The sequence below is a fragment of the Jatrophihabitans fulvus genome (assembly GCF_054781375.1).
This window is the reverse complement of the sequence record NZ_BAAGUN010000001.1, coordinates 393,581-407,611: the sequence shown is the minus strand read 5'-3', so window position 1 is coordinate 407,611 and position 14,031 is coordinate 393,581. Positions and strand designations below refer to the sequence as shown.

The following is a 14,031-nucleotide window of genomic DNA, read 5'->3' as shown; positions in this document are numbered from 1 at the left end:
GTCATGACCGCGCTGCGTCCGCCGTTGCTGCTCCACCGGCCGAGGGTCGTGCGCGTGCTCGACGCGCTCTCCGACCGCCGGCTCGTCGCCGTCGTCGCCGACGGCGGGTCCGGCAAGACCGAGGCGCTGCGCGACTGGCTCGCCACCTCGACCCACCCGACCGCCCGGCTGGCGTTGACCCCGGCGCACGCCGACACCGCCCGGCTGGTGGCCGACCTCGTGGCGGTGACGGCACCGCACGCCCCCGGGCTCGCCGAGCGCATTGCGCCCGCGCTGGCCGCCCGCGACGCGTCCGCCGAACCGACCGGCGCCGCTCCGGTCGCGCTCGCCGAGTCGCTGGCGTCGGCGTGGGGAGACACCCTGGCCGGGTCGCTGCGTCTGGTGCTCGACGACCTGCACCTGCTCGACGGCACGCCCGCGCAGCAGTTCGTCGCCGATCTCGTCCGTCTGTACCCGCGGCTGCTGCAGGTCGTCGTGGCCGGGCGGACGCCGCCGCCGTTCCCCGTCGAGCGGTTGCGTGCCGCCGGTGGCTACAGCGAGCTGGGCGGACGGACGCTGCTGTTCACCCCGGACGAGACGGCGGCCCTGTTCGCCCACTTCGGTGTCGAGATCGACTCCACGGTCGCCGACCGGGTCACCCGCGCCAGCGCCGGCTGGGCCACCGCGGTGCGCCTCGCGGTCGAGTCGGCGCTGGCCAACGGCGTCGAGCGCATGCTCGAGCAGGTCGCCACCCCGGCCGCCGCGGCCGAGCGGCTGACTGCGGCCGTGCTGCGCCCGCTGCCACCGGGCGTGCGGCGGGTCGCGCGCCGCCTCGCCGTGCTGGGCACCGTGCCGCGCGCGGCGATCGACGACCGCGCGGGCGAGGTCGCGCAGCTCGACGACCTCGCCGAGCGCGGCCTGCTCGTCAGCAGCGACGGCACCTCGTACTCGCTCACCGCCCTGGCGGCCTACGCGCTCGAGCACGCCGACCCGGTCGCGGCCGAGGACCACGACGAGATCCTGCGCGTCGGCGTCACGGCCGCCACCGAGATCGGGCTCGCCGAGCCTGCCGTCCGCTGGGCGGTGCGCCTCGGCGATTCCGGGACCCTGACGGCCGCGCTCGTCCGGTTCGGCACCGAGCTGCTCGACCGCCGGGAGGCGGCACCGCTGCTCGCGGCGGCCGACCTGCTCGACGACCACCCGGACGCGGTCCGCGACGGCACCGGCCTGCCCGCGCTGTTCACGCAGCTGTTCGCCGAGCGCGGCGACATGCCCCGCGCGCTGCGCCACCTCGCCCGCATCGACCCGGACGCGCCGTTGCGCGCCGGCATCGCCTGGCGCGTCGCGGGATCGCTGTGGCTGCAGGGCGAGGCGCGCCTGGCCGAGCAGGTGCTCGCGCGCGCGCCCGACGGGGACGACCCCGTGGACGCCCTCGCCGACCGCGCCATGGTCGCCGCCGGACGGGCGTCGGTCGCCTGGGGCCGCGGCGACGGCGCGGCCGGTCGCCGGCACGCCGACGAGGCGCTGCGGCTCGCCCGCGACGCGGGCGACGACGCCGCGCTCGCGTCCGCCTGGCTGGTGCAGGCGCTGGTGGCGGTGCTGCACGGCGACCTGGACCTGAACACCCAGGCGTACGCGAACGCGCTGCGGCACGCGCAGGCCGCCGGCGACGTGCCGACCGAGGTACGCATCCGGTGCAACCTCGGGTCCAAGCACGCGCGCACCGGCCGGTACCGCGAGGCGCTCGAGGGCCTCGACGAGGCGGTGCGGCTCGGCGAGATCGCGGGCCTGACCGCCCTGGTGGCGCTGGCCCGCAACAACCAGGGCGACGCGCACCTCGGCCTCGGCCACATCGAGGAGGCGTTGCAGGCCTACGACGACGCGCTCGCGATCTGGACGGGTGTCGACTCCCCCATGGCCACCTACGCCCACGCCGGGCGCGGCGACTGCCTGCGCCGCCGCGGTGACGTCAGCCGGGCCGCGGCCGCCTACCGGCAGGCGGTCGAGCTCGCCGAGCGGCACACCGACCAGCAGGCGCTCGTGCCCGCCATCGCCGGGCTCGCCCGTCTCGACGCGGTCGGCGACCCGGACGGGGCCCGGGCCCTCGTCGCCCGAGGCCTGGCCACCCCGGCCCCGGTCGGGTCGTTGCCGGCCTGGCTGGCGGCGGGATGGGTCGCCCTCACCATCGGCGAGCGCGAGGAAGCGGCCGAGTGGGGACGCCGCACCGCCGCCGAGGCCGCGCGCCGCGACGCGCCGGCCGAGCTGGCCCAGGCACTGCTGCTCTCGACGCTGGCCGACCCGTCCGCCCGTCCGGGTGACGGGCGGCTGGCCGAGGCGCGCGCGCTCTACGCCGAACTGGGCAACGATCTGGGGGCGTGCGAGGCCGACCTGGTCGCGGCGCTGCTCGCCGGGGACAGCCGCGCGGTCTCGAACTGCCGGGCCCGGCTGCGCGGCTTCGGTGTGCGCGACAGCGCGACGCGGATCGCCGGTCCGTTGGCCGTCGTCGGCGACGAGCACGTCGCGACGGTGTCGGTGCGGACGCTGGGCACGTTCCTGGTGCTGCGCGCCGGAGCTGCGGTGCCGCCGTCGGCGTGGCAGTCACGCAAGGCACGCGACCTGGTGAAGATCCTCGCCTCCCGCCGCGGCAAGGCGATCAGCCGCGACGCCGTCGCCGCCATGCTGTGGCCCGACGGCGACCCGGGCGGCAACAAGCTGGCGGTGGCGCTGTCGACCGCCCGCTCGACCCTCGACCCGGACCGCGCGTTCGCGGGCGACCGCTACCTCGTGTCCGAAGGCGGGGCGCTGCGGCTGGACCTGCGGTCGGTCGAGCTCGACATCGAAGCCTTCACCGACCGCGCCGACGTCGCCCTCACCGCCGCCGAGAACGGCCACGACACCGCCACCACCCTGCTCGAAGCCGCCATCGCCGCCTACCCCGGCGACTTCTGCGAAGAAGACCCCTACGAACCCTGGGCCGAACAGACCCGCGACGAACTACGCGCCCGCCACCACCACGTCCTACGCACCCTCGCCCAACACCTCGCCGCCGGACCCCGACCCGACACCGCCGTCCCCTGGCTCATCACCCTGCTCGGCGTCGACCCCTACGACGAACCCACCCACCTGCGCCTCGTCCGCACCCTCGTCCGCTCCGGACGCCACGGCGAAGCCCGCCGCGCCTACCGCACCTACACCGAACGCATGGCCGACATCGACGTCGAACCCGCCGCCTTCCCGCAACCGCGGGCGCGTCGCAGCTGAGCAGGCGCGGACCCGAAGGTTTCCCGAAGGCCTGTGGGGCACGCTGGCCGCATGACCGATCCGCAGCACCCGGACCCGTTGCCGGAACCGGACGACGACCTGTTCATCGGCACCCGGTAGGGGCCGGTTCAGGCGTCGGCGTCGGTGGGGGCGTCCGCCCCGCTGCCCTGCGCCGCCCAGTGCGCGGGCAACGGCACGACCGCGCCCGGCGCCCCGAGGTTGTGCCCGCGCACCCGCCACACCGGGCCGGCCGCGGCGTCGTCCGTCGACCCGTCGACGTAGAGCTCGCTCCAGTGGCAGTTCGCCAGCGCACCGAGCGGATGGGTGCGCTGCGGGATGCCCAGCAGCGCGTTGCAGGCGGCCATCGCCGTGGCGCTGTGCGTGACGATCACGGTCAGGCCGACCTCGGGCAGCGCCACGATCGCCTCGAGCGAGCGTGCGGCGACCTGCTCGCGGGTCTCGCCGCCGCGCCGTTCGACGTCCTGGCCGCGGCGCCACTGCTCGAACTCGTCCGGGAACCGGGCCTGCACCTCGGCGAGGGTGAGCCCCTCCCAGGTACCCAGGCTGCGTTCGCGGAAGCGGTCGTCGACGGTGAACGGCAGGCCGGCCACCTCAGAGACGATCTGAGCCGTCTGCGCGGCCCGCTGAAGACTCGAGCTCACCATGAGGTCGGGTTGCATGGAGGCGACGATGGCCGCCACCTCCCACGCCTGCGCCTTGCCGACCTCGTCCAGCGGCGGGTCGGCGTGACCCTGGAAGCGGCGTTCGGCGTTCCAGGCGGTGCGGCCGTGACGCAGCAGCACGAGCCGCCGGTCGGTCACTACTCGCCCTGGTCGAGCCGCGGCCCGGGAGCCCCGGACGCGGCCGTCTCGCCCTCGAACTCGATGAAGGGGCAGTCGCGCCACAGCCGTTCGAGCGCGTAGAAGGTGCGCTCCTCGGAGTGCTGCACGTGCACGACGATGTCGTTGTAGTCGAGCAGCACCCACCGGCCGTCGCGCTGGCCCTCGCGCCGGATCGGCTTGTGGCCCGCGCCGCGCAGCTTCTCCTCGACCGAGTCGACGATGGCCTCGACCTGCCGCTCGTTGCTGCCGGTGGCGAGGACGAAGACGTCGGTGATGGCGAGCCGCTCACTGACGTCGATGAGCACGATGTCGGTGGCGAGCTTGTCGGCGGCCGCGTGGCCCGCGAGCTGGGCGAGCGCGATGGCCTCGTCGGTGGCAGTCATTGTGACGACCAGTCTACGGACCGGGTTCGTCCCGGTAGAGCCCGTGTTTGTTGATGTACTGCACGACCCCGTCCGGCACGAGGTACCAGACCGGGCGGCCGTCGGCGACGCGTTCGCGGCACGCGCTGGACGAGATCGCCAGCGCGGGCACGTCGAGCAGGCGGACGCTGTCGCCGGGCAGGTGCGCCGCCGACAGTTCGTAGCCCGGACGGGTGACCCCCACGAAGTGCGCCAGCCGCAGGGCGTCCTCGGCGTCCTTCCAGGACAGGATCTGGGCGAGGGCGTCGGCGCCGGTGATGAAGAACAGCTCGGCGTCCGGGCGCTGCAGCGCGATGTCGCGGATGGTGTCGACGGTGTAGGTCGGACCGGCGCGGTCGATGTCGACCCGGCTGACCCAGAACCGGGGGTTGGACGCGGTGGCGATGACCGCCATCAGGTAGCGGTGCTCGGCCTCGCTGACCCGGCGTTGCGCCTTCTGCCACGGCTCGCCGGTGGGGACGAACACCACCTCGTCGAGCGAGTACAGCGAGGCGACCTCGCTGGCCGCGACCAGGTGGCCGTGGTGGATGGGGTCGAACGTGCCGCCCATGATGCCGACCCGCCTCCCCATGGCGGGCAAGACTAGACCGCGGCCTCCGCCGCCTCGACGGCCTGGTTCCATTCGCGCTTGACCGCGCGCCAGGCCTCGTCGTCCGCCCCGGCGCGCCAGTAGCCGCTGATCGACAGCTGCGCCATCGGCAGGCCGAGCCCGACGCGCAGGTGGCGGCGGATGTCGCGCACCGCGGCGGCCTCGCCGTGGACGAACCAGTGACCGGTGCCGGCGGGCGGCGCCCACGAGGTGACCGCCTCGACGAGCCGCGACCCGACCGCTCCGGACCCGCGGTGCAGCCAGGCCACCTCGACGCCCGGGACCTCGGGCAGCGCGATCTCGTCCGCCGGGCCGTGCACCTCGATCCAGACACGTCCGGGTGCGCCGGCGGGCAGGTGCTCGAGCGCGGCGGCGATGGCCGGCAGCGCGCTCTCGTCGCCGGCCAGCGCGTGCCAGTCGGCCCCGGCGGACGGTCGGTAGCCGCCGCCCGGTCCGAGCAGCCGCAGTTCGTCCCCGGGTTGCGCGGCGGCGGCCCACGGCCCCGCCAGGCCCTTGTCGCCGTGCACGACGAAGTCGAGGGTGAGCTCGCGCGCGTCCGCGTCGAAGTGGCGGACGGTGTAGGTGCGGGTGCGGACCTGCCCGTCCCCGTCGGACGGGAAGACGATCTTGACGTAGGCGTCGGCGAACTCCGGCGCGAAACCGGCCAGCGCCTCCCCCGCCGTGACCACCCGGACGAGGCTCGCGCTGAGGCGTTCGGTGCGGACGACGTGCGTCACGAACGGCTCGCGGCGGCGGACGGGCGCGGGGTCGGTCGGCTCGGTCGGGGTCATCGGCGCTCCTCCGGACAGGGATCAGGCCCGGGGCGGGACAGACGGTCCAAGCCGTCCCGCCATCCGGGCCTGATCACAGTTTAGGTTAGGCAACCCTAAATGAGCAAGCCGTCAGATGCGCAGTGCCACCGCGGTCGGCTCGATGGGCGCCGGCAGCGCCGTCGACCCGGTGAGGAACGCGTCCACGTGGGCCGCGGCGGCCCGTCCCTCGGCGATGGCCCACACGATCAGCGACTGGCCCCGTCCCATGTCACCCGCGACGAACACGCCCGGCACCGACGTCTCGTACGAGGCGTTGCGCTGCACGTTGCCGCGCTGGTCGAACTCGACGCCGAGGTCGGTGAGCAGGCCCTCGCGCTGCGCGCCGGTGAAGCCCATGGCCAGGAACACGAGGTCGGCCTCGAGCTCGAACTCGGTGCCCTCGACCTTCTCGAACCGGCCGTCCTTCATCTCGACCTCGTACGCGGCCAGCTTCTCCACGACGCCGTCGGCACCGAGGAACCGGTCGGTGTTGACGGCGTAGACGCGCTCTCCGCCCTCCTCGTGGGCCGAGCTCACCCGGAACATCAGCGGGTAGGTGGGCCACGGCGTCGAGGTGGCCCGCTCCTGCGGCGGACGCGCCATGATCTCGAACTGGTGCACGCTCGCCGCACCCTGGCGGTGGGCGGTGCCCAGGCAGTCGGCACCGGTGTCGCCGCCGCCGATGATGACGACCTTCTTGCCCGCGGCGTCGATCGGCGGCTGCTCGAGGTCGCCCTGCTGCACCCGGTTGGCCCACGGCAGGTACTCCATGGCCTGGTGGATGCCGCTGAGCTCGCGGCCCTCGATGGGCAGGTCGCGGGCGACGGTGGCGCCGCCGGCCAGCACGACGGCGTCGAACTCCTCGCGCAGCTGCTCGACGGTGACGTCGACCCCGACGTTCACGCCCGCCCGGAACGTGGTGCCCTCGGCGCGCATCTGCTCGAGGCGGCGGTCGATGTGCCGCTTCTCCATCTTGAACTCGGGGATGCCGTAGCGCAGCAGGCCGCCGATGCGGTCGTCGCGCTCGAAGACGGTGACCGCGTGCCCGGCGCGCGTGAGCTGCTGCGCGGCGGCCAGACCGGCCGGGCCGGACCCGACGACGGCGACCTTCTGGCCGGTCTGCGCCTCGGGGCGGACGGGCGTCACCCAGCCCTGCTCGAAGGCGTGGTCGATGATCTCGACCTCGACCTGCTTGATGGTCACCGGGTCCTGGCTGATGCCGAGCACGCACGCGGCCTCGCACGGCGCCGGGCAGAGCCGTCCGGTGAACTCCGGGAAGTTGTTCGTGGCGTGCAGCCGGTCGATGGCCTTGCGCCAGTCGTCCTTGTAGACGAGGTGGTTCCACTCGGGGATGAGGTTGCCGAGCGGGCAGCCACCGTGGCAGAACGCGATGCCGCAGTCCATGCAGCGGCTCGCCTGGTTCTGCAACGTGCGCTCGTCGAAGTCCTCGTAGACCTCGTGCCAGTCCTGGATGCGGACGCTGACCGGCCGCCGCTTGGGCAGCTCACGCACCCGGTGCTTCAGAAAACCCTGCGGGTCACCCACGGGAGAACACCTTTCGAGACCGACGATCACCGTCGACATGAGGTCCGACATGAGGTGCGACAACGCCGTCGACCCGAAACGGCGCCAGTGTAGTTGCCGTCCCGCGCGTCCCGGACGGTCCGTGGGCCCTACCCTGTTTCCCGTCATATGGGCGTGAGCGTGGGGGGTGCTCCAACCGATGGTCACGAAGCAGCAGTCGCCACCGGGTGCGGGTGGCGTGCGGCTCGCCGGTGCCCGGGCGGCCAGCCGGGCGCGGCGGTGGGTGCTCGGCCTGGCCCTGAAGCTTCCCGGCGGCGCGGCCGCCGCCGACCCGGCCGCGCTGATCAGCCGGTTCCCGGACGCGTCACTGCTGCCGCTGCGGCGCGTCGGCATCGACCCCGTGCCCGAGCTCGCCGCCCGCGCCGCCCAGGGCGCGATCACCCGGCTGCGGCTCCCGCTCGGGCTGCGCGGGTGGCTGCTCACCGGTCACGAGGCCTCCCGCACGGTGATGTCGGCGCCGCTGACCGAGTTCAGCAACGACTTCGGACACATGGTCGGCAAGGTCGGCATCGCCGCCGAGGACGACCCGGGAGGTCTCGGGTTCGCCGACCCGCCGCACCACACCCGCCTGCGCAGGCTGCTGCAGCCCCACTTCACCGCACACGCCCTCACGAGCCAGGTCCCGCGCGTGGAGCGGGTCGTCGGCGAGGCGCTGGAGGAGGTCGCGGCCGCGGGTGCCGGAGGCGCGGTGGTCGACCTGCAGCACCACTTCGCGCTGCAGGTGCCGTCCCGCGTGATCATGGAGATCCTGGGCGTCGACGAGAGCGACCGGGCCGAGTTCCACGAGCTCAGTACGGCCCGCTTCGACCTCGCCGACGGTGCGGCCAGCTCGTTCGACACCGTGCAGCGCTCGATCGCGCTGCTGCGCGGCATCGTCGCGCGGCAGCGGACGTCCCCGGGCGACGGGCTGATCGGCGCGATCATCCGCGAGCACGGCGACGAGATCGACGACGTCGAACTGGCCGGACTCGTCGACGGCGTGCTGGTGGGTGGGCTCGAGACCACCGTCAGCATGCTGTCGCTGGGCGCGCTCGTGCTGCTGCAGCATCCCGAGGCGTGGCAGGCGCTGCGCGACGGTGACGACCACGTCGCCTCGACGGTCGAGGAGCTGCTGCGGCTGCTGTCGGTCGTCCAGGTCGGATTCCCGCGCTTCGCGGTGTCGGACGTCGTCGTCGACGGACAGCAGCTGCTCGCCGGCGACGTCGTGATCCCGTCGTTGAGCGCGGCGAATCGCGAGGCCGCGCTGGGCGGCGACACCTTCGACCACACCCGGCCGCCGACACCGCACCTCGCGTTCGGCCACGGCGCCCACCGCTGCGTCGGCGCCGAACTCGCCCGGCTCGAGCTGCGCACCGCCTACCCGGCGCTGGTGCGCGCGTTCCCGCGCATGCGGCTCGCGGTCGGCCCGGACGAGCTGCGTTTCCGTGAGCTGTCGATCGTGCACGGGCTGGCCGCCCTGCCGGTCACCCTCGGGTAGCGCTCCTGTCCGACTTGCTTGCCAGGATGGTCGCGTGACCCCGGCGGACGAACTCGGCGCGCTCCACGCGCTGCGTGACGCCGGGCTCGCGCTGCTCGAGGCCGACGCCGACACCGGCCGCACCGACGCGCAGTGCGCGCCGCTGCGTGCGGCCGCCCTCGCGCTCTACCGGCAGTACGTCGAGCGCTTCGGGCCGCTCAACCGCGGCGAGCTGCGCGAGGCGGCGGACGGCGACGCGGCGGGCGTCCGCTGGCGGCGTCCCGACCTCGGCGGGTTCCGTCGCGACCCCGCGTTCCACGCCGTCATGGCCCTCGAGGTCCACGACCCCGAGACCGGGCGCGCGGTGCCCGCCCCCATCCTGGAGCGGCGGGTGCACCGGCCGGTCGCCCGGACGGGCTCGCTCACGCCGTTCGAGGCGCTGCTGGCCGTGGGGGTCGACGGTCGGGTCGACCTCGCGGCGGTCGCCGAGGCGGCCGGGCTGCCCGACGCCGCGGCCACCCGCGAGGCACTCGGCGACCAGGTGCTGCGCGATCCCGCCGACGGCGCCTGGGTCGCGGCGCACCGCTACCTCACCGGCGACCTGCGTGCCAAGCGCGAGCAGGCGGCGCGCGCCGCGCAGCTCGAACCCTCCTACCGGGTCACGGTGGCCGCCCTCGACGCCGCCGTGCCGCCCGACGTGGGCCCGCTCGACATCGCCGTCTCGCTCGGCGCGCCGTGGGTCTCGGCGAAGGACATCGAGGCGTTCGTCCACGAGGAGCTGCGAGGCCGGGTCACCGTGTGGCACCTGCCCTCGGCCGCGCACTGGAAGATCGTCCCCAAGGGCAAGGTGCCGCCGTCGCAGTTCTCGACCGGCCGCCTCAACGCCTACGAGATCCTGTCCGCCGGGCTCAACGGCCGGCAACCGGTCGTGTTCGACACCGTGCCGGTCCCCGGCAAACGGTTGCGCATCCGCAACGCCGAGGCGAGCCTCGCCGCGCACGACGCGCTCGTCCGCCTCCAGGAGCGCTTCCGCGACTGGCTGTGGTCCGACGAGCAGCGCACCGTCCGCCTCGTGCGCGAGTACAACCGCCGCTTCAACACCCACGTCGTGACGCGGTACGACGGCAGCAGGCTGACCTTCCCCGACCTCGCCGAGGGCCTCGAGCTGTGGCCGTGGCAGCGCGACATCGTCGCCCGCATCGTGGCGAGCCCGGCGACGCTGTGTGCGCACGCGGTGGGCGCCGGCAAGACCCGGGCGATGATCGGCGCCGCGATCACCGCGCGCCGTCTCGGGGTGGCGGCCCGGCCGTTGGTGGCCGTGCCGGCGCACCTGCTCGACCAGACTGCGCGCGAGGCGCGGCAGGCGTTCCCGCGCGGCCGCTTCCTCGTCGGCGACCTGCCGCGCGACCGGCTCGCGGCACAGTGCGCCACGGGCGACTGGGACGCCGTGATCGTCACGCACGGCACCCTCTCGGGCCTGCCCGTCGACCCCGACGTCGAGCTGGCACGGCACGAGGGGCACCACGCCGAGCTCGAACGGCAGACAGCGGCGGGGTTCGGCGGTGCCTACGGCCGCTCCGTGCTGCGGCGGCGTCTGGCGGCGCTCGAGCGGACGATCGAGCGGGTGCGCGCGCGGCCACGCCCGGCGGTGACCTTCGAGACGCTGGGTGTCGACCTGCTGCTCGTCGACGAGGCGCACTACTTCAAGCGCCTGCCCGTCGTGTCGCGCATGGGCGGCATCCCGCTCGGCTCGTCGCGCCGGGCGGCCGACCTGCTGCTCAAGGCGCAGCTGCTGCGCGAGCGCCGGGGGCATCTGCCGAGCCTCGCGTTGTTCACGGGCACCCCGTGGTCGAACACCATCGCCGAGACGTTCGTGTGGCAGACGTACCTGCAGCCGGACGTGCTCGCCGCCGCGGGCGTCGAGCAGTTCGACGCGTGGGCGGCGGTGTTCGTCGAACACGAGACCTCGGTCGAGGTCGGCCCCGACTCCTCGGGCATCCGGCTGGTGCAACGGCCCTCGCGCATCCGCAACGTCCCCGAGCTGCGCCGCATGCTGGCGCAGTCGGCCGACGTGCTGCGTCAGGACGATCTCGGTCTCGAGCGCCCGGCCCACACCGAGCGCACCGTCGTCTGCGAGCCGACACCGCGCCAACGCGCGTACGTCGGCTCGCTCGGCGCCCGCGTCGACAAGATCCGGCGCGAACGGCACCGGGGCGGCCCGTTGCGTCCGGGCGACGACAACATGCTGGCGGTGTGCGGCGACGGCCGCCGTGCCGCGCTCGACCCGATGCTGGTCGGCATCGCCGAGCCGTCGTCCAAGCTCGCCGCCGTCGCCGACGAGGTGGCCGGCGTGCACCACCGCCTGGCCGAGGTGCGCTTCCCCGGCAGCGACGTGCCGGGGGTGCTGCAACTCGTCCTCTGCGACCAGGGCACGCCCGGCCACGACGGCCCGCAGAGCTACGGCCGGCTGCGCATCCTGCTCGACGAGCGCGGCGTTCCGGCCGAGCGCGTCCGCTGGGTGCACTCGGCCCGCACGCCCGCCGAGCGCGCGGCGCTGTTCGCCGCATGCCGCGACGGCGCGGTGTCGGTGCTCATCGGCTCGACCGACACGCTCGGCGTCGGCAGCAACGTCCAGGCGCGGCTGGCCGCACTGCACCACGTCGACGCGCCCTGGCGGCCGTCGGACATCGAACAGCGCGAGGGGCGCATCCTGCGCCCGGGCAACGGCAACGCCGAGGTCGAGATCGTCCGGTACGTCACCCGCGGCACCTTCGACGCGTACATGTGGCAGGCGTTGCAGCGCAAGGCCGCCTTCGTCGAGCAGCTCTACCGCGGCGGCGCCGAGCGCGCCGTCGACGACATCGCCGAGGTCGTCCTCACCTACGCCGAGGTGAAGGCGCTGGCCGCGGGCAACGAGCTGCTGCTCGAACACGCCACCGCCACCGCCGAACTCGCGCGGCTGCGGGTGCTGCGCTCGCTGGCGACGCAGACCGTCACCGCCGCCCGCCGGCGATTGTCCGAGGCCGAGCAGGACCGCCACCGGCTCGTCGCCCAGGAACGGATGCTGCGCTCGGCGCAGCTCGCGCTCGCGCCCGGCGGCGACGACGCGGTCGCGCGGGCGGTCGCCTCCCTGCGCGAGCGGTGGGGCACGGTGCCGGACGATCCCGCACCGGTGCGGGCCCCGTGGCGGGGGCTGGGCATCGAGCTGCTGCCCACGGGCGGCTGGCGAGCCGCGGCCGCCGACGACCCCGCCACCGTCGACCTCCGGATGACCCTGGCCCATCGCCGGGTCGACGTCGTGCCGGTACCGGCGGGTCTCGTCCGCCGGTCGTCGCGCTCGGCGCTCACCGCCGTCACCACCCGCCTGCGCCGCTGGGCCGACCGGCTCGACGAGCGCATCGCCGAGGTGGCCGCCGCGGCGGCGGACGCCGACGACCGCGCTGCCGCCGCGCGCGACGAGATCGACACCCACCGTTTCGAGCGCGCCGACGAGCTGGCCGCCGCGGAGGCGACGGTCGCCCGGCTCGCCATCGCGCTGGAGGCCGGCGCGGCGTGATGCCCGCCTCCGGGTGATCAGGCCGTCGCGGTCCTGCGGCTGCGACGCACCTCGACGATCGCGAGGGTGAGCGCGGCCAGCGCGAGGCCGGCGACCACGTACATCGCCACGGCGTACGCGTGTCCGTAGTGGCCGCCGCGCTCGAGCGCCGACGCCCCGCCGGTCTCGCCGGCCAGCCGTCCGTAGAACACCGCGCTGAGCACGGCACCGCCGACGGCCCCGCCCATGCGCTGCGCGGTCTGCAACATGCCACCGGCGGTCGAACCGCCCGACACGTCGACCTCTGCCAGCGACAGCGACTGGTTCGGCGTGACGACGCAGCCGCCGCCGAGGCCGGCGAGGAAGAGCCACGGCAGCATCGCCGGAAGCAGGTGCGACGGAGGCAGGTGCCCGGCGGCGAGTTGGGCGGTCGTGGCGGCACCGGTGATACCGGTGACGAACAGCGCCAGCCCGACCACGAGCACCATGCGCCCGTGCGCGGCCACCATGCGTCCCGCGATCGGCGCCGCGATCGCGAGCCCGGCGGCGAATCCGGTGGCCGTGAGACCCGACTGCAGCGCCGAGAAGCCCAGCCCGTTCTGCAGGAACAGCGACAGCAGCAGCGTGGTGCCCACGGCGCCGGCGAAGTACAGCAGGGCGAGCCCCAGGCCGTCGCTGAACGAGCGCACCGAGAACAGCGACGTGTCGATCAGCGGGTGACCACGGCGGCGCGCGGGCCCCCGTTCCCACCGGAGGAAGCCGACGAGCACCGCCAGGGCCGGCAGCACGAACAGCAGCCGGGTGGCGTCGCGGTCGGCGTCGTACTGCACCACCGGGTACAGCACGCCGGCGAGACCGACGGTCAGCAGCGCCACGCCCGGCAGGTCGAGCGCGCGCGGCGTGGCCGACACCCGGTCGCGCGGCAGCATCCGCCACACGAGCAGGAACGCGACCGTGCCCACCGGGACGTTGACGAGGAAGGTCAGTCGCCAGCCGAATTCGACACCGCCGACGGCGATGATCAGGCCGCCGAGCACCGGCCCGAGCGCCTGCGCGAGGCCGACGTTGAGGCCGAGGACGCCGAACGCCCGGCCCCGTTCGGACAGAGGGAACAGCTGCTGCACCAGGCCGGACACCTGCGGGTTGACCAGGCCGCCGGCCAGCCCCTGCAGCAGTCGCGCCGCCAGCAGCACCCCCGGGGTCGGGGCGAGCCCGGCGAGCAGGCTGGTGAGCACGAACCCGGCGATGCCGACGAGCAGCATCCGGCGCCGGCCGCGGTCGTCACCGAGCCGGCCGGCCACGATGGGGACGAGGCTGAACGCGAGGATGTAGCCCGACACCACCCACTGCAGCTCGGCAGGGTTCGCCTCGAGCGAGCGCCCGATGGTCGGCAACGCGACCGTGACGACGGTGGCGTCGAGCAGCGTCATGAACAGGGCCGAGACGCAGACGCCGAGCAGGAACCAGCGGCGGGGGTTGAGTTCGGCCGCCTCGGGGTCCTCCGTGGACGGGGACGACGCGACCTGACTCATCGCCCCCAGTCTGCCCAGG

General features: G+C 74.6%; 9 protein-coding genes. 3 read left to right on the top strand and 6 right to left on the bottom strand.

Features of this window, described 5'->3' with window-relative positions:
* Positions 1–3 precede the first annotated feature (3 nt).
* Entirely contained in the window at positions 4–3,240 is a 3,237-nt protein-coding gene (locus tag ACYVP9_RS01970; protein ID WP_460603003.1) for a BTAD domain-containing putative transcriptional regulator, read from the top strand.
* A 128-nt stretch (positions 3,241–3,368) separates the two neighbouring features.
* Here ACYVP9_RS01970 and ACYVP9_RS01965 read toward each other — a convergent pair whose 3' ends face one another.
* The 5 genes from ACYVP9_RS01965 to ACYVP9_RS01945 form a co-directional block, all read right to left on the bottom strand.
* Positions 3,369–4,061: a histidine phosphatase family protein gene (locus tag ACYVP9_RS01965; RefSeq protein ID WP_460603002.1), complete on the bottom strand. Its 693-nt coding sequence runs from the start codon at positions 4,059–4,061 to the stop codon at positions 3,369–3,371.
* Positions 4,061–4,465 (bottom strand): RsfS/YbeB/iojap family protein, encoded by a 405-nt coding sequence (gene rsfS / locus ACYVP9_RS01960; protein ID WP_460603001.1) that lies wholly within the window; start codon positions 4,463–4,465, stop codon positions 4,061–4,063. The genes ACYVP9_RS01965 and rsfS overlap by 1 nt, the downstream gene beginning before the upstream one ends.
* Before the next feature lie 13 nt (positions 4,466–4,478).
* Positions 4,479–5,075 (bottom strand): nicotinate-nucleotide adenylyltransferase, encoded by a 597-nt coding sequence (gene nadD, locus ACYVP9_RS01955; RefSeq protein ID WP_460603000.1) that lies wholly within the window; start codon positions 5,073–5,075, stop codon positions 4,479–4,481.
* 11 nt (positions 5,076–5,086) lie between these two features.
* Positions 5,087–5,884, bottom strand: coding sequence for a siderophore-interacting protein (locus ACYVP9_RS01950; RefSeq protein WP_460602999.1), 798 nt, complete (start codon positions 5,882–5,884; stop codon positions 5,087–5,089).
* Positions 5,885–5,995: 111 nt separating this feature from the next.
* Complete coding sequence (locus ACYVP9_RS01945) at positions 5,996–7,450, bottom strand: glutamate synthase subunit beta (RefSeq protein WP_460602998.1); 1,455 nt, start codon at positions 7,448–7,450, stop codon at positions 5,996–5,998.
* 178 nt (positions 7,451–7,628) lie between these two features.
* On the opposite strand from ACYVP9_RS01945, the gene ACYVP9_RS01940 reads away from it, so the two are divergent.
* The gene (locus tag ACYVP9_RS01940) at positions 7,629–8,966 is read left to right on the top strand and encodes a cytochrome P450 family protein (RefSeq protein ID WP_460602997.1); all 1,338 of its coding nucleotides are present in this window, start codon (positions 7,629–7,631) and stop codon (positions 8,964–8,966) included.
* A 34-nt stretch (positions 8,967–9,000) separates the two neighbouring features.
* On the top strand, positions 9,001–12,501 hold the full coding sequence (locus tag ACYVP9_RS01935) for a helicase-related protein (protein WP_460602996.1): 3,501 nt from the start codon (positions 9,001–9,003) through the stop codon (positions 12,499–12,501).
* Positions 12,502–12,518: 17 nt separating this feature from the next.
* Here ACYVP9_RS01935 and ACYVP9_RS01930 read toward each other — a convergent pair whose 3' ends face one another.
* A complete protein-coding gene (locus ACYVP9_RS01930) occupies positions 12,519–14,012 on the bottom strand; it encodes an efflux MFS transporter permease (RefSeq protein ID WP_460602995.1) in 1,494 nt (497 codons plus the stop codon).
* Between the last annotated feature and the right edge of the window lie 19 nt (positions 14,013–14,031).